The sequence below is a fragment of the Rhizobium sp. CSW-27 genome (assembly GCF_018760785.1).
GTDB lineage: Bacteria > Pseudomonadota > Alphaproteobacteria > Rhizobiales > Rhizobiaceae > Neorhizobium.
In genome coordinates this window covers 163021-182200 of the sequence record NZ_JAHHZO010000005.1, presented here as the reverse complement: position 1 = coordinate 182200, position 19180 = coordinate 163021, and the positions used below count along the sequence as shown (strand labels likewise).

The window sequence follows — 19180 nt, the reverse complement described above, 5'->3', positions numbered from 1 at the left end:
ATCGACTGCACTGGAAATTGCAGCATTTTTCCGCCATATAGCCGGAAACGACGGACATCGGTCCGAAAGGTGGCTTCCCATGGTGCAGACGGTCGAATTCGCGAAGATGAACGGGCTTGGCAACAAGATCCTCGTCGTGGACATGCGCGGCCGTTCCGACCGGGTGACGCCGGAGGCGGCGATTGCACTGGCCGCCGATTCCCGGACCGCCTTCGACCAGATCATGGCGATCCACGATCCGAAGGTCGCCGGTACCGATGCCTATGTCGACATCATCAATTGCGACGGCACGCGTGCCCAGGCCTGCGGCAATGGCACGCGCTGCGTGGTGCAGGCGCTCGCGGCCGAAACCGGCCGGAAGACCTTCACCTTCCAGACGCTGGCCGGCATCCTGACGGCGGAAGAACATGCCGACGGCACGATCTCCGTCGACATGGGCAAGCCCGTTTTCCAGTGGGACAGGATTCCGCTATCGGAGGAATTTGCCGATACCCGTCGCATCGAGCTGCAGATCGGCCCGATCGACGCCCCCGTGCTGCATTCGCCGGCGGTGATGTCCATGGGCAATCCGCATGCGATCTTCTGGGTCGACCGTGACCCGATGAGCTTCGACCTCGAACGCTTCGGACCGCTTCTCGAAAACCATCCGATGTTTCCGGAAAAGGCGAATATCACGCTTGCGCAGGTGATCTCGCCCACAGAAATGGTGACGCGCACCTGGGAGCGCGGCGCAGGGCTGACGCTCGCCTGCGGTTCCGCCGCCTGCTCCGCCGGGGTCTCCGGCGCGCGCACGGGACGCACGGGCCGCACGGTCACCATCACCGTCGCCTCCAGCCCCAATCGCGGCAAGCTGACGATCGAGTGGCGCGCCGACGACCATGTGATCATGACCGGCCCGGCCGAATGGGAGTGGTCCGGCCGGCTCGATCCCGCGACCGGCAGTTTCACGCGCGATCCGGATGCCGCCGAGGCCATGGTCCCGTGAGCGGCGTCGAGGTCATCACCTTCGGCTGTCGGCTCAACACCTATGAATCAGAGGTCATGCGGGCGGAAGCCGAAAAGGCGGGGCTGAACAATGCCATCCTCGTCAACACCTGCGCGGTGACCGGCGAGGCCGTCCGCCAGGCCCGGCAGGCGATCCGCCGGGCCCGCCGACAGAACCCGCATGCCCGCATCATCGTGACCGGCTGCGCGGCCCAGACCGAGGCCGCGACCTTCGGCGCAATGCCGGAGGTGGACGCGGTTCTCGGCAACGAGGAGAAGCTGAAAGGCGCGGCCTATCGCGCGCTGCCGGATTTCGGCGTCTCGGCGGAAGAGAAGCTGCGCGTCAACGACATCATGAGCGTCAAGGCAACGGCGCCGCAGATGGTGCGGCACATCGATGGCCATGTGCGCGCCTTCATCCAGGTGCAGAACGGCTGCGATCACCGCTGCACCTTCTGCATCATTCCCTATGGACGCGGCAATTCCCGCTCCGTGCCGATGGGTGCCGTGGTGGAGCAGGCGCGCAGGCTTGCGGCCGAAGGCTACCGCGAAATCGTGCTGACCGGCGTCGACGCCACCAGCTACGGCGCGGATCTACCGGGCCAGCCGACGCTCGGGCTGCTGGCAAGGACGCTCCTGAAGCAGGTGCCCGACATCGAGCGCCTGCGCCTCTCCTCCATCGACAGCATCGAGGCGGACAGCCATTTGCTCGACCTGATTGCCGGCGAGGCGCGCTTCATGCCGCATCTGCACCTGTCGCTGCAGCATGGCGACGACATGATCCTGAAGCGCATGAAGCGGCGCCATTCGAGCGCCGATGCGCTCGCCTTCGTGGAGCAGGTGCGCCGGCTGAGGCCGGAAGCGAGCTTCGGCGCCGACATGATCGCCGGTTTCCCCACCGAGACCGAGGAAATGTTTTCCAATGCCATCCGGCATGCGCAAGACTGCGGCCTTTCCTTCCTGCATGTCTTTCCCTACAGCCCGCGGCCCGGCACGCCGGCGGCCCGCATGCCGCAGCTCGACCGCGCGCTCGTCAAGGAACGGGCCGCACGGCTGCGCGCGACGGGCGACAGGCTTCTGTCTTCGCATCTCGACCGGATGGTCGGCACGCGCCAGACCATCCTGGTGGAAATGAGCGGCTTCGGCCATACCGAGAATTTTTCGCTGGTGGCGGCGCCCGGTTTGTCGCCGCGCGATCTGGTGCCGGTCACCATTACCGGCCACAATGGCAAACATCTGACAATGCAGGTCAACGCTGCCTGCGCAGCGTGACGGAACGGATCATTCATGGCGCTGGGGTTCATCAGGAAAGTCTTCTCGTTCGGCAAGGACAAGCCGGCCATGGAAGACGACAAGGCACCGGAAGGTCTGACGGCCGAGGAACAGGCAGCAATCGCCGCCGAGGCCGAGCCGCATGCCCGCAGCGAGGACCTGCCGGTCTCGCCGGTCGATCCGGTCTCGCTTGCCGAAATGGAAACGGCCGGCGGCCCGGCGGATGACGATGCGGATGACGCCGCCGATCTGGTGACGGCAGCCGCGGCTCCCGGCGATCTGAGCATGGTGCCGCTGGCGCTGCTGGAGGCGGAGGCCGGGGTTTCCCCCCCTGCCCTGCCGGGCATCCCCCCCACAGGTGGGGGGGCTGACACGCCTTTGACGGATCAATCCCCATCGGACGCTTTCTCCGAGGACACGGCGCTTCATTCCGTCCCGACGCCAGACACTGAGAACACGACAGACCCGTCGGGGCAGGAGGGAGCCGCAGCGTTCCCCCCCCCTGTGGGGGGGATGCCCGGCAGGGCAGGGGGTGACTTCACCAATCCCGCCGACCCCGTCCTTCCCAAGGGTTTTGCCACCCGCCGGCAGGACGAGCCGGTGGTCGAGGCAGCGCCGCAGCCAAAACTCTCCTGGTTCCAGAAGCTGCGACAGGGCCTGTCGCGCACCTCGGCGCAGCTGACCGGCCAGATCGCCGCCCTCTTTACCAAGCGCAAGCTGGATGAGGCGACGCTGGAGGAGCTGGAAGACCTGCTGATCCAGGCCGATCTCGGGGTCGAGACCGCGATGCGCATCACCGACACGCTGTCCTCCGAGCGCTATGGCAAGGACGTGACGGGCGAGGACGTCTCGCGCATCATGGCGACCGAGATCACCAAGGTGCTGACACCGGTGGCAAAACCGCTGGAACTCGATCTCTCGCACAAGCCGCATGTCATTCTCGTGGTCGGCGTGAACGGCACCGGCAAGACGACGACGATCGGCAAGCTGGCGGCCAAGCTTTCCGGCTCGGGCCTCAAGGTAATGCTGGCGGCGGGCGATACCTTCCGTGCCGCCGCAATCGAGCAGTTGAAGATCTGGGCCGACCGCACCAAATCGGAGTTCATCGGCACCAAGCTCGGGGCCGATGCCGCAGGCCTTGCCTATGACGCCTTCGAACAGGCGCGGGCGAAGAAATGCGACGTGCTGATCATCGACACCGCCGGCCGCCTGCAGAACAAGGCGGAGCTGATGGCGGAACTGGAGAAGATCGTCCGCGTGCTCGGCAAGCTCGATCCGGACGCGCCGCATACGGTGCTGCAGACGCTCGATGCGACGACGGGCCAGAACGCCATGAACCAGGTGGAAATCTTCCGCAACGTGGCGGGCGTCGGCGGCCTGATCATGACCAAGCTCGACGGCACGGCGCGCGGCGGCATTCTGGTGGCGATCGCCGCCAAGCACAAGCTGCCGGTCTATTTCATCGGCGTCGGCGAGGGCGTAGACGATCTCGAACCCTTTGAGGCGGACGATTTTGCCCGCGCCATTGCCGGCCTGACGCATTGATGCCACAGATGGCGGGTTTGCATCGCAACCAGCCCAACGGAAGATGAAGACGAGCCCATGCAGAGCCTTGAAAGCGATACGACGCCGACCCGCCAGGAAAAACAGCATCCAGGCCTGAAGCTCGCCCTGGAAATCGGGCCGCTGCTCGTCTTCTTCTTCGGCAATCTGCGCGGCGAATGGCTGGTCGAGAAATTTCCGGCCCTGTCGGCGCTCGGCGGCCCGCTTCTGGTGGCAACCGGCCTGTTCATGGCGGCGACCGTGCTGTCGCTGATCGTGTCCAAGATCGTCTTTCGCCACCTGCCGGTGATGCCCTTCGTGTCCGGCATCGTGGTGCTGATCTTCGGCGGGCTGTCGATCTGGCTGCAGGACGAGGTCTTCATCAAGATGAAGCCGACCATCGTCAACACCCTGTTCGGCGTTTCGCTGCTGGTCGGTCTCGCGCTCGGCAAGTCGCTGCTCGGCTACGTCTTCAACGCCGCCTTCCAGCTGACCGATGAAGGCTGGAAGAAGCTGACGCTGCGCTGGGGCATTTTCTTCCTGTTCCTCGCCGTGCTGAACGAGGTGGTCTGGCGCAATTTCTCCGATGCCGTCTGGGTGAATTTCAAGGTCTGGGGCACGATGCCGATCACGATTGCCTTCACGCTGGCGCAGATGCCGCTGATCATGAAGCACTCGCTGGAGCAGCCTTCCGAGGACGGCAAGTGACGGTGGCGACGGCTTCGCCCTCCCGCTCCCACGCCTTCTGGCTTTCGGTCGCGCTCATCATCCTCGCCGTCCAGGTTCTCTCCGAGCACCTGATGGGCCGTGTGTGGATCTGCACCTGCGGCACGATCAAGCTGTTCGAGCCGGGCGTGAACACGCCGGGCAATTCGCAGCATCTGGCCGACTGGTACACGCCCTCGCACATCATCCACGGCTTCCTGTTCTACGGGCTCGGCTGGCTGGTGCTGCGCAAGGCACGCCTTCCCAAACGGCTGGCGCTCGCCACCCTGATCGAGGCGGGCTGGGAGCTGCTGGAAAACTCGCCGATCATCATCAATCGCTACCGCTCCGCCACCATGGCGATCGGCTACGAGGGCGACAGCATCCTCAATTCGGCGATGGATACCGTCTTCATGGCGCTCGGCTTCCTGTTTGCGGCACGCGCGCCGATCTGGCTGACGGTCTTGATCGCGCTTGCCTTCGAACTGCTCACAGGCTTCCTCATCCGCGACAATCTCACCCTCAACGTGCTGATGCTGATCTGGCCGGTCGAGGCGGTCAAGGCCTGGCAAGCGGGCGTGTGATGCATTGCCGGACCGCACGGCGCGACAGCTGATTCGCGTTTTCCGGAAAGTCGCCGACGACCAGCACACGCATGCGATGGCGGTATATCCGGCACAAGCTTCCATTGTGGCGGAAAATTCGCTAGGGATGCTTCTGACAGAAATCAAATCCGCGCAGTATTGGCCATGACCCGACGGAAGGGAATCGAAAGTGGAAGATAATTTCGCTTTTCTTCTCCCCTTGTTCATGGCGGTCTTCGGCATCGTTTTTCTCGTGCTGCGAGGCAAGGGCGGCGGTGCTGCCGCACAGTATTGGGGTATCGGCTTTCTCTCGGCTGCTGCGGCCTTCAGCATTCCGCTGCTGTCGCTGGTGCCGGTCGAAATCAGAAGCGTGGTCGTCAACCTGCTGTTCCTGCTGGCGTTCTTCAGCTATGGCGAGGCGATTTCCCTCCAGTTTTCACTGCATCCGTTGCGTGGCCTGCGGCTTTGCCTGTGCGCGCTCTGCCTGCCGCCACTGCTTTATGCGATCCACACGGATGACATGCGCACGGAAATCATCCTGAGCGATCTGACCTGCGGGCTGCTGATCCTCATTCCCTTCTGCCGCGCCCTTCCTGCGCGCAAGACCTGGAGCGACCGGCTGCTGGTCACCGTCGTCGGCGCCGTCGTCATCGAGACCTTCCTTCGACTGGCCCTCTTCACGCTGCTGACCTCCTCGCTGGTCAGCTTTTCGCTGCGCGACTATTTCCAGTCGCCTTACGCCTTCTATGTCCAGCTGGGGGCGAGCGTGATCGGTTTCCTGCTGGCTCTGTCAGCGCTTGCCGCGATCACGACAGACATCATCGCACGCTACCGCACGGCTGCGGAACAGGACCCGCTGACCGGCCTCCTCAACCGTCGCGGCTTCGAACTGCAGCTTGAAAATCCCCGGATTGCGGCAGAGGGCGGCGCCGTGATCATGGCCGACATCGATTTCTTCAAGCGCATCAATGATCGCTTCGGCCATATGGCAGGCGATATGGTGATTGCCGAATTCGCCCGGCTGATCGGCGACAACGCCGTGCCAGACATGATCTGTGCCCGCTACGGCGGCGAGGAATTCGTCATGCTGCTGCCAAGCGCGTCTCTGACGGAAGCACAGGTGCGGGCCGAGGTGCTGCGCCGGACGCTGGCCAGCCGTCACTGGTCCTTCGATGCCGACGGCGGGCCGATCACCGCCAGCTTCGGCGTTGCCGCCATCGGCAAGGGGCCGGACGCCATCCGCGCCGCGATCCAGCAGGCCGACCACCAGCTTTACGTGGCAAAGGGGCAAGGCCGCAATCGTGTCGCCGTGGAAGGGCTTGCCCCGATCGGATCGAAAGGGCTGACGCTTGTCACGCCGCTCTCTGCCTCAACGGCCTCCTGAGGCCTTTTCGATCGCCGGGAGCAGATCCTGCGTGACGCTGCGCTCATCGAACGGGCCGACGCGCTTGTAGAGAATGGTGCCGTCGGGGCCGACGAGATAGCTTTCGGGAATGCCGTAGACGCCCCAGTCGATCGCCGCCTTGCCGTTCGGATCGACGCCGATGGCATCGTACGGATTGCCGAGTTCACCGAGGAAGCGCAACGCATTGTCGTTGCGGTCCTTGTAATTGATGCCGACGATGGTGAGGCGCGGATCGCCGGCCAGTTCCTTCAGCAGCGGATGTTCCTGACGGCAGGGCACGCACCAGGAGGCAAACACGTTGACGAGCGTGAGCTTGCCGCGAATGGCGGCATCGGTCAGCGCCGGCGTCTCGGACCCCTCCAGTGGCGGCAGCGAAAGAGAGGGGGCGGGCTTGCCGATCAGGGCGGAGGGGATGGCCGACACATCCAGCCCGTTGACATCCTGATCATAGAGCATCTTGCCGGCAATCGCGGCAAATCCGGCAAAGACCAGAAGCGGGATCAGGACCAGCACCCGGATGGTGCGGCGGCGGGGCGCGTGTTCTGCGCCGGCCTCCCCACGGGCCTCGCCGCTCATGACGTGGACTTCCCGGAAGGTGCGGCGGCAGAGCGGCGGCGCAGGCCGGCCGCTTCCAGTTCCGCCAGTTCCCGGCGGCGGGCACGACCATCCGCGAAGGTCCAGATGACCAGGCCGAAAATCACGAGGGCCGCCACGGCATAGGAGGCCAGAACATAGAAGGCATGGGTCATGACGTCAGTCTCCGCGTCCGGCAAGACGCGCCGCCATGCGCCGTTGCGTTGCCACCCGGCGGCGCCAGATCTCGTTGCGGATCGCCATGATGTGCAGTGTGAAGAACAGCAGCGTGAAAGCCAGCGCCATCACGACGAGCGGGCGCAGGAACTCAGGATCGATGGTCGGGCCGCCCATGCGGATCACGCTCGCCGGCTGGTGCAGCGTGTTCCACCAGTCGACGGAGAACTTGATGATCGGAATATTGACGAAGCCGACAAGGATCAGCACGGCGGAGACGCGCGCGGCGCGCGACGGATCATCCATGGCGCGGTTCAGCGCAATCAGGCCGAGATACATCAGGAACAGGATGAAAACGGAGGTCAACCGCGCATCCCAGACCCACCAGGTGCCCCACATCGGCTTGCCCCACAGCGAGCCGGTCACCAGCGCCACCAGCGTGAAGGCGGCCCCCAGCGGAGCAGCCGCCTTGTGGCTGACATCGGCAAGCGGATGGCGCCAGACCAGCGTGCCGAGCGCCGACAACGCCATCACCGAATAGCACATCATCGACAGCCAGGCGGCCGGCACGTGCACATACATGATGCGCACCGTATCGCCCTGCTGGTAATCCCCCTCCGTGGTGAAGGCGAGCGTGAGGCCTAGCGCGAACAGCAGACAACAGAGGCCGGCAAGCCAGGGCAGCACGCGCTCGGCGATCGCCAGAAAGCGGGTCGGATTGGCAAGGTCGCTGAATTTGCGAATGGCGAGGCTGTCGGTCATGGCGTCCTTCTAAATCACGGCCCGCGGCCTGCACTTGATCCTAGTCAATCCCCGGCATTGCGCAACGCCAGGGCGGCGCCTGCCGGCCCCAGCACCGCAAAAAACATCGTGATGGCCGTCAGAATCAGGAAAGGCGGCAGGAAGGGCGCCGGATCCTCCACCGCAGCATAGGTCGCGCTGACCCCGAAGATCAGCACGGGAATGCACAGCGGCAGCACCAGGATGGAGACAAGCAGCCCGCCGCGCGGCAGCGTGACCGAGACGGCCGCCCCCACCGCGCCGATGAAGGTCAGCGCCGGCGAACCGACCAGCAGCGTCAGCATCACCGCGCCGATCGCCACCTCGCTCATGTTCATGAACAGGCCGAGCAAGGGCGAGGCCAAGACGAGCGGCAGCACATTGGCGAGCCAGTGCGCCAGGCACTTGACCAGCACCGTCAGCACCAGCGGATGCTCCTGCATCAGCAGAAGATCGAGCGAGCCATCGTCCCGATCGGCCTGGAACATCCGGTCGAGCCCGAGCAGCGCCGCCAGCAGCGCACCGATCCAGACGATCGCCGGACCGATGCGCGACAGCAGATTGAGATCCGGCCCGACGCCGAAGGGAATGACGGCAACGACCGTCATGAAGAACAGGATGCCGATCAGCGCACCGCCACCGGCCCGGATCGACAGTTTCAGGTCGCGCAGCAGCAGGGCGGTCATGCGATTTCCCCTTCCATCTGCGCATACTGAAACCCCTGCATCTGCAGCCGGTGCGCAGCGACGAGATCAAGCGGCTGGTGAGTGGCGGCAAGGACCAGACCGCCCCGGCCGAGATGATCGCGAATCAGGCTGGCAAACAGCCCCTCGGCCGCCGAATCAAGCGCTGCCGTCGGCTCGTCCAGCAGCCAGACCGGCCGATGGGCAACCAGAAGCTTGGCAAAGGCCATGCGCCGTTGCTGGCCGGCGGAGAGATAGCCGAAGGGCAGGTGCAGGATCGCCTCCAGTTCGACCGCCGCCGCCGCCTCGCCGACCGAAAGGCCGGCGCCGCCCGGCCGGTCGCCAAGGAAAGCGCGCCAGAAGGCGAGATTTTCCGCAACCGAGAGTTCCGGTTTCATGGCATTGCGGTGACCGAGATAGTGGCAGACTTCCCGCACCGGAACCCCGGTTTCACCCCGGCCGCCCTGCCAGGAAATTGCCCCGGAAGCAGGCCGGATGAGGCCCGCGACGACCTTCAGAAGCGTCGATTTGCCCGAGCCGTTGCGGCCGGTGAGCAGCAGGGCTTCTCCCGCCGTTAAATTGAAGGAAATATTCGAGAAAATCAGATCCTCGCCGCGATGCGCCGAGAGGTTTTCGGCAATCAGCCGCATGGTGTGAGCCTCTGGTCCCACGGCGGAGCGCATTGCAAAAAAATCTCGCAATCTGCCCCTTCACCGTCTGGAACACTTCTTAGAAATTATCTATAAGCTTCGCAACCACGCCAGCGGCCGGCGTGATTTTCACTTTGCGCCGGACCTGAAGTTCATTCTTCTCGTGCGGACAGCGGAAATGGTCGCACCCGCATCCTGATGTGCATGTAGTGCATAGGCGTCCGCACGCGCGTGTTGGCTCTTGATATCAGCGGGGTTGTTTCCGTGACAAAATCTCTCGACAGCTTCAATTGCCGGTCCGTGCTGACCGTCGACGGCAAGGACTATGTGTACTACAGCTTGCCGAAGGCCGAGGCCAACGGTCTGCCAGGCGTTTCCAAGCTGCCCTTCTCCATGAAGGTTCTTCTGGAAAACCTGCTGCGCTTTGAAGACGGCAAGTCCGTCACCAAGGAGCACATCCTCTCCGTCGCCGAGTGGCTGAACAACAAGGGCAAGATCGAGAACGAAATCGCCTATCGGCCGGCTCGCGTTCTCATGCAGGACTTCACCGGCGTTCCGGCAGTCGTTGACCTTGCTGCCATGCGTGACGGCATCAAGGCTCTCGGCGGCGATCCTGAAAAGATCAACCCGCTGGTTCCCGTCGACCTCGTCATCGACCACTCGGTCATCGTCGATGAGTTCGGTACGCCCAAGGCCTTTGCCCGCAACGTTGAGCTGGAATACGAGCGCAACGGCGAGCGTTACCGCTTCCTGAAGTGGGGCCAGCAGGCATTCAAGAATTTCCGCGTCGTTCCTCCGGGCACCGGCATCTGTCACCAGGTGAATTTCGAATATCTGGGCCAGACGGTCTGGACCAAGGAAGAAGATGGCGAAACCATCGCCTATCCGGATACCTGCGTCGGCACCGACTCCCATACGACCATGATCAATGGTCTGGGCGTTCTGGGTTGGGGCGTTGGCGGCATCGAAGCTGAGGCTGCCATGCTCGGCCAGCCGGTTTCCATGCTTCTGCCGGAAGTCATCGGCTTCAAGCTGACCGGCACGCTGAAGGAAGGCGTCACCGCAACCGACCTCGTTCTGACGGTCGTTCAGATGCTGCGCAAGAAGGGCGTTGTTTCCAAGTTCGTCGAATTCTACGGCACGGGTCTCGACACGCTGCCGGTTGCCGACCGTGCAACCATCGGCAACATGGGTCCGGAATACGGCGCGACCTGCGGCTTCTTCCCCGTTGATTCGGCGACCGTCGGTTACCTCGACATGTCCGGCCGCACCAAGGAGCGCATCGCCCTCGTTGAAGCCTATTCGAAGGCGCAGGGCATGTGGCGCGAGGGCGACGGTTCCGACCTCGTCTTCACCGACACGCTGGAACTCGACCTCGGCGACGTCGTGCCGTCGATGGCCGGCCCGAAGCGTCCGGAAGGCCGCCTGGCCCTGGAAACCATCGCTCCGAACTTCGCCACCGCTCTGGAAGGCGACTACAAGAAGCCCGGCCAGCTTTCCCAGCGTTGGGCTGTTGAAGGCACGGATTTCGATCTCGGCCATGGCGACGTGGCGATTGCCGCCATCACGTCGTGCACCAACACCTCGAACCCGAGCGTTCTGATTGCGGCCGGCCTTCTCGCCCGCAATGCTGTTGCCAAGGGTCTGAAGTCCAAGCCGTGGGTCAAGACCTCGCTTGCACCCGGATCTCAGGTTGTTGGCGAATATCTGGAGAAGTCCGGCCTGCAGAAGGAGCTTGATGCGCTCGGCTTCAATCTCGTCGGTTTCGGCTGCACGACCTGCATTGGTAACTCCGGTCCGCTTCCGGCACCGATTTCCAAGACGATCAACGACAAGGGCATCATTGCCGCTGGCGTTCTCTCCGGTAACCGCAACTTCGAAGGCCGCATCTCGCCGGACGTTCAGGCGAACTACCTGGCTTCTCCGCCGCTGGTCGTTGCTTACGCGCTGGCCGGCACCGTTCAGAAGGATCTCACCAGCGAGCCGCTCGGCGAAGACCGTGACGGCAACCCGGTGTACCTGAAGGACATCTGGCCGACCTCTGCCGAAGTGCAGGAGTTCATCCAGAAATACGTCACCCGCGAACTGTTCGAAACCAAGTATGCCGACGTCTTCAAGGGCGACGTCAACTGGCAGGCCGTGCAGGTTCCGGAAGGCCAGACCTATGCCTGGGACGACAAGTCGACCTATGTGCAGAACCCGCCCTACTTCGTCGGCATGCCGAAGCAGGCCGGTGTCGGCACCGACAACATCGTCAATGCCCGCGTTCTGGGTCTCTTCGGCGACAAGATCACCACCGACCACATTTCCCCGGCCGGCTCGATCAAGGCACAGTCTCCGGCCGGTGCCTACCTGCTCGAAAACGGCGTTTCGGTGGCGGACTTCAACCAGTACGGCACGCGCCGTGGCAACCATGAAGTGATGATGCGCGGCACGTTCGCCAACATCCGCATCCGCAACTTCATGCTCGGCCCGAACGGCAAGGAAGGCGGTTACACCGTCCACTATCCGTCCAAGGAAGAGATGTCGATCTACGACGCGGCCATGAAGTACAAGGCCGAGGGCGTTCCGCTCGTCATCTTCGCCGGCGTCGAATACGGCAACGGTTCCTCGCGTGACTGGGCTGCCAAGGGCACCAACCTGCTCGGCGTGCGCGCCGTGATCGCCCAGTCCTTCGAGCGCATCCACCGTTCGAACCTGGTCGGCATGGGCGTGATCCCCTTCGTCTTCGAAGAGGGCACCAACTGGCAGAGCCTCGACCTGAAGGGTGACGAAACCGTCACGATCGAAGGCCTCGACGGTGAGATCAAGCCGCGCGAATGGAAGACGGCCAAGATCACCTATGCCGATGGAACGGTGAAGGAAATCAAGATCCTGTGCCGCATCGACACGCTGGATGAGGTCATCTACGTCAACAATGGCGGCATCCTGCAGACGGTTCTGCGCGACCTCGCCGCCTGATTGCCATGACTGCATAAGGAGCCGCCGGACAATCCTGTCCGGCGGCTTTTTCATGAGCAGGTGTTACGACCTCCTGCGTCTCACCCCCTTGTGACTTCCGGTTGATGGCGGTCACGGGTTAGGTTTTCTCCCACTCGATGACGATGCTGCGCGACGAAGACAAGCGATGCTCCTCCAGAAGGCGAAACCGATGAAGCTGACACGATCTGCCGCCCTGCTTCTGGCGGGCGGCCTTTGCGGCGGACCGGTTGCGGCGGGCGACCTGCAGAGCCCGGCAAAGGGTGTGGTGGAACTGTTCACCTCGCAGGGCTGCGCCTCCTGCCCGCCGGCCGATGCGGCGCTGAAGAAGCTCGTCGAGCAGGGCGACGTGGTGGCCCTTTCCTATCACGTCGATTACTGGAACTATCTCGGCTGGACAGATACGCTGAGTTCCAAGGAAAACACCGAGCGGCAGTACGGCTATGCCCATTCCATGGGGCGCAGCGGCGTCTATACGCCCCAGGCCGTCATCAACGGTCGCGAGCATCTGAAGGGTACGGACCTTTCCGCCATCAACGACAAGATCGACAGCCTCAAGGCCGCCGGCCACGGCCTGACGGTGCCGGTCGTGGCGCGCATGAACAATGACGAACTGGAGATCAACATCGGCGATGGCGCCGGCCGGGCCGATGTCGTGGTGGCCTATTTCACCAAGCAGCAGCAGATCGACGTGTCGCGCGGCGAAAACAGCGGCCGACAGATCGAATACTGGCACAGCGTCTATGACGTGCAGACCGTCGGCATGTGGGAAGGCAAGGCGATGACCATCACGCTGCCGGCAAAGGCCATGGGGCGCTCGAAGAAGGATGGCTGCGCCATCCTGCTGCAGTCCTCCACCGCCAAGGGCGAACCATCGGCGATCTATGGCGCCACGGTGGTGATGGCGGGCCGCAAGCGCAACAACTGAAGGCAACGGGAAGTCCGGCCGGAAGGGTTGGGGGCTGGGGGTAAGGTCAACGCTCCCGACCGGACCAATGGCGCCAGGCGCCAACCGTCACGCGGAAATCTGCCGGCGGATTCCGGCAGTCTTTTGACCGAAATCAGGCGGAAAGCGGTCGGTTGACGACAAGGCGGCGAACCCGCTGCGGCCTTGCTGTGCAATAGCGATGCGCCGGAAGGCGCACGCCCGGCTGCCAGACTGGAGCGCTCCTTCGGGTGTCCAAAGAGGTGCACGCTGGGGTGCGGGCTGGGGTGCCGGCGCGAAACGCCGGCCGGTCAGGCGGGTTTCCCCTGCGTGCGGCTTGCAATTTCTGCAGGCTGAGGCACACTGTCATCCATCTGTTACATGGCGTTGGGAGCCTTGATGACCGATCAATCCGATTTGCCGGGTGGTTTTGCCGAGGACGCCGTCGTCGTCGATCTCAGCCAGTACCGCAAGACAGCCGACCCTGCCCCCGTCACCTTCCACCGTCGCGAACTCGACCAGATCCTGTGGATCTATGGCCGCATGGTGGGCGAAGGCGAGTGGAAGGACTATGCCATCGACCATCTGCGCGACAAGGCGGTGTTCTCCATCTTCAAGCGCTCGGGCGAAATGCCGCTCTACCGCATCGAGAAGAACCCGAAACTCGCCGCCAAGCAGGGCGCCTATAGCGTGGTCAACACGCATGGCATGATCCTCAAGCGCGGCCACGAGCTTGCCCAGGTGCTGAAGGTGTTCGACAAGGTGCTGAAGCTGGTCGAATGAGACCCTGTCAGCCGGCGAACAGGCTGCCGGGATAGCAATCGAGATCGGGATGGGTGCTGCGGCCCTCCCCCAGTTCCCTCTGCATGAAGATCGTATCCAGCCATGCGCCGTGCTTGTAGCCGGTGCCTTGCATCCGGCCGACCATCTCGAAGCCAAGCGCTGCATGCAGCGCAACGGAAGCGGGGCTTGCGCCGCCGATCACCGCGGCCATCTGCCGGAAGCCGAGCGCCGTCGTGCGGTCGATCAGGGCCGAGAGCAGCATCCTGCCGATGCCGCGCCCGCGCGCCTGCGGCGCCAGATAGATCGAATCCTCCACCAGCCAGCGATAGGCGGGACGGGTGCGGAAGGCCGAGGCATAGGCATAGCCGAGGATCGTCCCGCTCTCGTCCTGCGCCACCAGATAGGGATAGCCCTTCCCGGTGATCGCCTGGAAACGCAGGGCCATCTCCGCTTCATCCGGCGGCAGGATTTCATAGCTCGCGGTGCCGTTCAGCACGCTGTCGCGGTAGATCTCGGTGATGATGGGAAGGTCGGCGGCAAGAGCGTCACGCAGGCAAATGGTCATGGGAGGGGTCTGTCATCCGGGGTCGGTATGGCGGCAATAAAGCATGTTCGGCGACACCATGCAGCGGCCTTGCCGCGTCATGATCGAAAAAAGCCGCCGGCTCCTCGCGGAACCGGCGGCGCGTCTGGACCGGGATCCCAGGCATCCGGGGCGGCTTATTTCCACTCGCGGATATCGACGAAGTGGCCGGCCACGGCCGCTGCGGCCGCCATGGCGGGCGAGACGAGATGCGTGCGACCCCTGTAACCCTGGCGGCCCTCGAAGTTGCGGTTCGAGGTGGAGGCGCACCGCTCGCCCGGCTTCAGGCGGTCGTCGTTCATGGCCAGGCACATGGAGCAGCCCGGTTCGCGCCATTCGAAACCGGCATCCTTGAAGATCTTGTCGAGACCCTCGGCTTCCGCCTGCTCCTTCACGATGCCGGAGCCCGGCACGATCATGGCCGAAACGGTGGCGGCGACCTTGCGGCCCTCCACCACCTTGGCGGCGGCGCGCAGGTCCTCGATGCGACCATTGGTGCAGGAGCCGATGAAGACGCGGTCAACCGCGATATCGGTGATCTTGGTGCCCGGCTTCAGGCCCATATACTCCAGCGCGCGCCACTTGGAGGTGCGCTTCGTTTCGTCCTGGATGTCATCCGGGTTCGGCACGGTGCCCTGAACGGAAATCACGTCTTCCGGCGAGGAGCCCCAGGAGACGATCGGCGGCAGGTTGGCGGCATCGAGCACGACGACGCGGTCGTAATGGGCGCCTTCGTCCGAATGCAGCGTCTTCCAGTAGTCGAGCGCCATGTCCCAGGCCTTGCCCTTCGGTGCGCGCGGCTTGTCCTTGATGTATTCGAAGGTGGTTTCGTCCGGCGCGATGAGGCCGGCGCGGGCGCCGCCTTCGATCGTCATGTTGCAGACCGTCATACGGCCTTCCATGGAGAGCGAGCGGATCGCTTCTCCGGCAAACTCGATGACATGGCCCGTGCCGCCGGCCGTGCCGATCTCGCCGATGATGGCGAGGATGATGTCCTTGGCGGTGACGCCGTCCGGCAGCTTGCCATCGACGCGCACCAGCATGTTCTTGGCCTTCTTCTGCACCAGCGTCTGGGTGGCCAGAACATGCTCGACTTCCGAGGTGCCGATGCCATGCGCCAGCGCGCCGAAGGCGCCGTGCGTCGAGGTGTGGCTGTCACCGCAGACGATCGTCATGCCCGGCAGGGTAAAGCCCTGTTCCGGACCGACGATGTGGACGATACCCTGGCGCTTGTCCTTTTCCGAATAATATTCGACGCCGAAGTCCTTGGCGTTCTGCGCGAGCGCCTCGACCTGGATGCGGCTTTCCTCGTTCTTGATGCCGATGTGGCGATCCGGCGTGGTGGGCACGTTGTGGTCGACAACGGCCAGCGTCTTCGAAGGGGCGCGAACCTTGCGGCCGGCCAGACGCAGGCCTTCGAAAGCCTGCGGCGACGTCACTTCGTGGACGAGGTGACGGTCGATGTAGAGAAGACAGGTGCCGGTGTCGTCGGTGGAAACGACGTGGTCGTCCCAGATCTTGTCATAGAGAGTACGCGGTGCGCTCATGGCTGCCATCCATCTGATGTCGAAAGAAGATGAGAATAAGAACAAGGATCGGCAGCCGGTGCTGCCGGTCACACGCAGGGTCAGCGCGTGCTAAGTCGGCTGTTCAGTGCGCCGGAGACGCGCGCGAAGAACCGTGCCGGCAGACGCTTGTGGTCCTGCAGCACGATATAATGGTTCGCAAGGCATCCGAATTTTGATCCCATGCGGCAAGCTCTAGCAGTTTTCCGGGCTCTCGGCAATCCGGCGCCGCGGCCTGGCTGGCGCTCGCCGTGCGCCGAAGCATGTCCCTGTCGTGTGTCTGTCACACGGGCTTTGCCATTGCGTGCTTCATCTTCGGAAGGAACAGGAGTGATTGCGATGACCGCACCGATGCAGGATGACGTTAGCCGTCTCAAGGAAGAGATCGTCGACAGTTTCGACGAGGAACTGGAGCTTCAGCTGGAGGAGGAGCGGCTGGAGGATCTGGTCGAGGAAGGGCTGTCCGAGCCGACCCTGGAGCGGCGTACCTATTTCCGCGAACTCTTCAAGCTGCAGCATGAACTGGTGCGCCTGCAGGACTGGGTGCAGTACAAGCAGCTGAAGGTCGTCGTGCTGTTCGAGGGCCGCGATTCGGCCGGCAAGGGCGGCGCCATCAAGCGCGTCACCCAGCGTCTCAACCCGCGTGTCTGCCGGGTGGTGGCTCTTCCCGCCCCGACCGAGCGCGAACGCAGCCAGTGGTATTTCCAGCGCTATGTGTCGCATCTGCCCTCGGCCGGCGAGATGGTTCTCTTCGACCGCTCCTGGTACAACCGCGCCGGTGTCGAACGCGTGATGGGCTTCTGCTCACCGGACCAGGTGGAGGAATTCTTCCGCGACGTGCCGGATTTCGAGCGGATGCTGGTGCGTTCCGGCATCATCCTGCTCAAATACTGGTTCTCGATCACCGACGAGGAACAGGAATTCCGCTTCCGCATGCGCATCAACGACCCGCTGAAGCAGTGGAAGCTCTCGCCAATGGACCTTGAAAGCCGCGTGCACTGGGAAGACTATACCCGTGCTAAGGAGGAGATGCTGGAGCGCACGCATATCGCGGAAGCACCATGGTGGGTCGTGCAGGCGGTCGACAAGAAGAAGGCGCGCCTCAACATGATCGCCCATCTTCTCTCGCAGATCCCCTACGAGCACGTGCCGAAGCAGGCGATCGAGCTTCCCGCCCGCGTCCGCCATGCGGATTACATCCGCCACCCGGTGCCTGCCGAAATGTATGTGCCGGAGAAATACTGAGGCCTATCGCCCGGAGGCCGTCCTGAGACGCCGCTCGGCGCGTCTCAGGACCATCGACAGCCCGATGGTGAGGATGAGGTAGACATAGGCGAGGATCGAATAGGTTTCGAAGAAGCGGAACGAACCGGAGGCGTAGACCTTCGCCATCTGGGTGATGTCGGAGACGCCCAGCACCGAGACCAGCGAACTGTCCTTCACCATCGAGACGAAATCGTTGGAGAGCGGCGGGAAGATGACCTTCAGCGCCTGCGGGAACACCACGAGCCGGAACCGCTGGAACCGGGACAGCCCGAGTGCCTTGGCGGCATCGATCTGGCCCTGGTCGATCGACTGGATGCCGGCGCGGAAGATTTCCGCGATGAAGGCGCTGTAGCCGATCATCAGCGCGATGATGGCGCGCCACATCAGCGAGAAGTCGCGCACCAGAAGTGCCGGCAACAGTCCCTTCTCGATCAAAGGCGCCGCAAGAAAGGCGTAAGCTCCCATGATGGCCGGCGCGCCGACGAAAGCGACATAGAACAGCAGCACCAGGATCGGAATGCCGCGGATGGTCTCGACATAGAAGCGCGCCATCTGGCGCAGCACGAGACTGCCGGAGAGGCCGGCCAGCGCCACGCCAAGCCCCAGCGCGGTTGCCAGCGCAAAGGCCGTCAGCGCCACGCCGATGGTGATGCCGATTCCCTTCGTCACGACGAGGAAGACCTGTCCATAGAGATCGTTGACGGCGATGACGACGGCAATGGCCGCCATCATCAGGCCAAGGGCAACGGCCCACCAGGGGAAATCCCGGCGGCCCTCACCGCGCGGCGCAGCGGTCATGCGGGCTCATTCCCCCATCTTGTAGTCGAGGAACCATTTCCTGTTCAGGCGATCGAAGGTGCCATCCGCCTTCAGCGCGGCAATCGCGGCATTGACCGGCGCCACCAGATCGGAGCCTTTCTTGAAGATGAAGCCGAAATCCTCGGAACCGAGCGGGCCTCCCACCAGCTTCAGGGCGCCCTTGGAGGTATCCACATAGCCCTGACCGGCCGTGCCGTCCGTCAGCACCATGTCGACATCGCCGGTCCTCAGCGCCTGCACGGTCGCCCCGAAGGTTTCGAACAGCTTGATGCGCGGGTTCTGCTCGTTGCCGTCCAGAACCTCGTAAACCGCCGTGTAGAAGGGCGTCGTGCCAGGCTGGGCGCCGATCAGCGCGTCCTTGATGGCGGCGAAGCTTTTGGCATCGGAAAAGCGCGTCTCGTCGCCACGCACCAGCATGAACTGCTGCGAGCGCATGTAGGGATCGGAGAAATCCACCTTCTCCTTGCGGTCGTCCTTGATGGTGATGCCGGTCATGCCGATGTCGTACTGGCCGTCGGACACCGCCTGGATCATCGCATCCCAGGACGTGTTCTGGTAGGTGATCTTCGCGTTGAGGCGTTTGCCGATCTCCTCCATCGCATCATATTCCCAGCCGATCTGCTTGCCGCTCTTCGGATCGACGAACTGCAGCGGCGGATAGGCGTTCTCCGTCACCACCACGATGGTGCGGCCCTTGAGATCCGGCAGGCCGGTTGCGGCGCCGGCAGCAAACGGCGAAAGGACAAGGGCGGACAGTCCGGCGAGAAGCGAGCGGCGGCGGATCATGAATGGCTCCCGAGTTTGTGGCACTGCCGATTGTCATGGAAATGCCGTCAATGGCAAGGGGGCGCGATGCTGCACGCAGCCGCTGCGGCACCTGTCACCGCAGCTCAACCCTTGCCGCC

Annotated in this window: 19 protein-coding genes; 10 read left to right on the top strand and 9 right to left on the bottom strand. The window is 63.6% G+C overall.

The window, feature by feature from the left end; translation table 11 throughout:
* Positions 1-79 precede the first annotated feature (79 nt).
* The 6 genes from dapF to KLP42_RS12190 all read left to right on the top strand — a co-directional run bounded on the left by dapF (position 80) and on the right by KLP42_RS12190 (position 6471).
* Positions 80-985: a diaminopimelate epimerase gene (gene dapF, locus KLP42_RS12215; protein WP_215567012.1), complete on the top strand. Its 906-nt coding sequence runs from the start codon at positions 80-82 to the stop codon at positions 983-985.
* On the top strand, positions 982-2256 hold the full coding sequence (mtaB, locus tag KLP42_RS12210; RefSeq protein ID WP_215567011.1) for a tRNA (N(6)-L-threonylcarbamoyladenosine(37)-C(2))-methylthiotransferase MtaB: 1275 nt from the start codon (positions 982-984) through the stop codon (positions 2254-2256). The genes dapF and mtaB overlap by 4 nt, the downstream gene beginning before the upstream one ends.
* A 15-nt stretch (positions 2257-2271) precedes the next feature.
* On the top strand, positions 2272-3801 hold the full coding sequence (gene ftsY / locus KLP42_RS12205; RefSeq protein ID WP_215567010.1) for a signal recognition particle-docking protein FtsY: 1530 nt from the start codon (positions 2272-2274) through the stop codon (positions 3799-3801).
* Between the two features lie 57 nt (positions 3802-3858).
* Positions 3859-4506, top strand: a complete 648-nt coding sequence (locus KLP42_RS12200) for a septation protein A (RefSeq protein ID WP_215567009.1) — start codon at positions 3859-3861, stop codon at positions 4504-4506.
* Positions 4503-5087 carry a DUF2585 domain-containing protein gene (locus KLP42_RS12195; protein WP_215567008.1) on the top strand — a complete coding sequence of 195 codons (585 nt, stop codon included), beginning with the start codon at positions 4503-4505 and terminating at the stop codon, positions 5085-5087. The genes KLP42_RS12200 and KLP42_RS12195 overlap by 4 nt, the downstream gene beginning before the upstream one ends.
* 190 nt (positions 5088-5277) lie before the next feature.
* Positions 5278-6471, top strand: a complete 1194-nt coding sequence (locus tag KLP42_RS12190) for a GGDEF domain-containing protein (RefSeq protein WP_215567007.1) — start codon at positions 5278-5280, stop codon at positions 6469-6471.
* Here the strand turns inward: KLP42_RS12190 and KLP42_RS12185 are convergent.
* From KLP42_RS12185 to ccmA, 5 genes are read right to left on the bottom strand one after another with little or no spacing between them, the layout of a single operon-like run.
* A complete protein-coding gene (locus KLP42_RS12185) occupies positions 6457-7068 on the bottom strand; it encodes a DsbE family thiol:disulfide interchange protein (protein ID WP_215567006.1) in 612 nt (203 codons plus the stop codon). The genes KLP42_RS12190 and KLP42_RS12185 overlap by 15 nt on opposite strands.
* Entirely contained in the window at positions 7065-7241 is a 177-nt protein-coding gene (gene ccmD / locus KLP42_RS12180) for a heme exporter protein CcmD (protein ID WP_215567005.1), read from the bottom strand. Before ccmD ends, KLP42_RS12185 begins: the two co-directional genes overlap by 4 nt.
* A gap of 4 nt (positions 7242-7245) precedes the next feature.
* The gene (locus tag KLP42_RS12175; protein ID WP_215567004.1) at positions 7246-8004 is read right to left on the bottom strand and encodes a heme ABC transporter permease; all 759 of its coding nucleotides are present in this window, start codon (positions 8002-8004) and stop codon (positions 7246-7248) included.
* 44 nt (positions 8005-8048) lie between these two features.
* Positions 8049-8708: a heme exporter protein CcmB gene (gene ccmB / locus KLP42_RS12170; RefSeq protein WP_215567003.1), complete on the bottom strand. Its 660-nt coding sequence runs from the start codon at positions 8706-8708 to the stop codon at positions 8049-8051.
* Positions 8705-9355: a heme ABC exporter ATP-binding protein CcmA gene (gene ccmA, locus KLP42_RS12165; RefSeq protein WP_215567002.1), complete on the bottom strand. Its 651-nt coding sequence runs from the start codon at positions 9353-9355 to the stop codon at positions 8705-8707. The genes ccmB and ccmA overlap by 4 nt, the downstream gene beginning before the upstream one ends.
* Positions 9356-9619: 264 nt before the next feature.
* Between ccmA and acnA the strand changes: the two genes are divergently transcribed.
* From acnA to KLP42_RS12150, 3 genes are all read left to right on the top strand, one after another.
* Positions 9620-12316 (top strand): aconitate hydratase AcnA, encoded by a 2697-nt coding sequence (gene acnA, locus KLP42_RS12160; RefSeq protein ID WP_215567001.1) that lies wholly within the window; start codon positions 9620-9622, stop codon positions 12314-12316.
* Positions 12317-12506: 190 nt separating this feature from the next.
* Positions 12507-13262, top strand: a complete 756-nt coding sequence (locus KLP42_RS12155) for a DUF1223 domain-containing protein (protein WP_215567000.1) — start codon at positions 12507-12509, stop codon at positions 13260-13262.
* Positions 13263-13658: 396 nt separating this feature from the next.
* Positions 13659-14042 (top strand): DUF2794 domain-containing protein, encoded by a 384-nt coding sequence (locus tag KLP42_RS12150; protein ID WP_215566999.1) that lies wholly within the window; start codon positions 13659-13661, stop codon positions 14040-14042.
* A 7-nt stretch (positions 14043-14049) separates the two neighbouring features.
* Here KLP42_RS12150 and KLP42_RS12145 read toward each other — a convergent pair whose 3' ends face one another.
* Together KLP42_RS12145 and leuC are read right to left on the bottom strand one after the other, a co-directional pair.
* Positions 14050-14607, bottom strand: coding sequence for a GNAT family N-acetyltransferase (locus KLP42_RS12145; RefSeq protein WP_215566998.1), 558 nt, complete (start codon positions 14605-14607; stop codon positions 14050-14052).
* 155 nt (positions 14608-14762) lie between these two features.
* Positions 14763-16172: a 3-isopropylmalate dehydratase large subunit gene (leuC, locus tag KLP42_RS12140; RefSeq protein ID WP_215566997.1), complete on the bottom strand. Its 1410-nt coding sequence runs from the start codon at positions 16170-16172 to the stop codon at positions 14763-14765.
* Between the two features lie 357 nt (positions 16173-16529).
* Here leuC and ppk2 point away from each other — a divergent pair, with 357 nt between their 5' ends.
* Positions 16530-17435 carry a polyphosphate kinase 2 gene (gene ppk2, locus KLP42_RS12135; RefSeq protein WP_215566996.1) on the top strand — a complete coding sequence of 302 codons (906 nt, stop codon included), beginning with the start codon at positions 16530-16532 and terminating at the stop codon, positions 17433-17435.
* 3 nt (positions 17436-17438) lie between these two features.
* Here ppk2 and KLP42_RS12130 read toward each other — a convergent pair whose 3' ends face one another.
* Both KLP42_RS12130 and KLP42_RS12125 read right to left on the bottom strand, forming a co-directional pair.
* Positions 17439-18254, bottom strand: coding sequence for an amino acid ABC transporter permease (locus KLP42_RS12130; RefSeq protein WP_215566995.1), 816 nt, complete (start codon positions 18252-18254; stop codon positions 17439-17441).
* A gap of 6 nt (positions 18255-18260) precedes the next feature.
* On the bottom strand, positions 18261-19061 hold the full coding sequence (locus KLP42_RS12125) for a basic amino acid ABC transporter substrate-binding protein (protein WP_215566994.1): 801 nt from the start codon (positions 19059-19061) through the stop codon (positions 18261-18263).
* Between the last annotated feature and the right edge of the window lie 119 nt (positions 19062-19180).

What these genes read in the sequence shown, in the direction of transcription:
- KLP42_RS12200 (WP_215567009.1), top strand. Translation starts at nt 3,859, where the DNA reads ATGCAGAGCCTTGAAAGCGATACGACGCCGACCCGCCAGGAAAAACAG.
- ppk2 (WP_215566996.1), top strand. Translation starts at nt 16,530, where the DNA reads ATGACCGCACCGATGCAGGATGACGTTAGCCGTCTCAAGGAAGAGATC.
- KLP42_RS12130 (WP_215566995.1), bottom strand. Translation starts at nt 18,254, where the DNA reads ATGACCGCTGCGCCGCGCGGTGAGGGCCGCCGGGATTTCCCCTGGTGG.
- KLP42_RS12185 (WP_215567006.1), bottom strand. Translation starts at nt 7,068, where the DNA reads ATGAGCGGCGAGGCCCGTGGGGAGGCCGGCGCAGAACACGCGCCCCGC.
- ccmA (WP_215567002.1), bottom strand. Translation starts at nt 9,355, where the DNA reads ATGCGGCTGATTGCCGAAAACCTCTCGGCGCATCGCGGCGAGGATCTG.
- ccmB (WP_215567003.1), bottom strand. Translation starts at nt 8,708, where the DNA reads ATGACCGCCCTGCTGCTGCGCGACCTGAAACTGTCGATCCGGGCCGGT.
- KLP42_RS12145 (WP_215566998.1), bottom strand. Translation starts at nt 14,607, where the DNA reads ATGACCATTTGCCTGCGTGACGCTCTTGCCGCCGACCTTCCCATCATC.
- KLP42_RS12175 (WP_215567004.1), bottom strand. Translation starts at nt 8,004, where the DNA reads ATGACCGACAGCCTCGCCATTCGCAAATTCAGCGACCTTGCCAATCCG.
- KLP42_RS12150 (WP_215566999.1), top strand. Translation starts at nt 13,659, where the DNA reads ATGACCGATCAATCCGATTTGCCGGGTGGTTTTGCCGAGGACGCCGTC.
- dapF (WP_215567012.1), top strand. Translation starts at nt 80, where the DNA reads ATGGTGCAGACGGTCGAATTCGCGAAGATGAACGGGCTTGGCAACAAG.
- leuC (WP_215566997.1), bottom strand. Translation starts at nt 16,172, where the DNA reads ATGAGCGCACCGCGTACTCTCTATGACAAGATCTGGGACGACCACGTC.
- KLP42_RS12125 (WP_215566994.1), bottom strand. Translation starts at nt 19,061, where the DNA reads ATGATCCGCCGCCGCTCGCTTCTCGCCGGACTGTCCGCCCTTGTCCTT.
- KLP42_RS12155 (WP_215567000.1), top strand. Translation starts at nt 12,507, where the DNA reads ATGAAGCTGACACGATCTGCCGCCCTGCTTCTGGCGGGCGGCCTTTGC.
- ftsY (WP_215567010.1), top strand. Translation starts at nt 2,272, where the DNA reads ATGGCGCTGGGGTTCATCAGGAAAGTCTTCTCGTTCGGCAAGGACAAG.
- ccmD (WP_215567005.1), bottom strand. Translation starts at nt 7,241, where the DNA reads ATGACCCATGCCTTCTATGTTCTGGCCTCCTATGCCGTGGCGGCCCTC.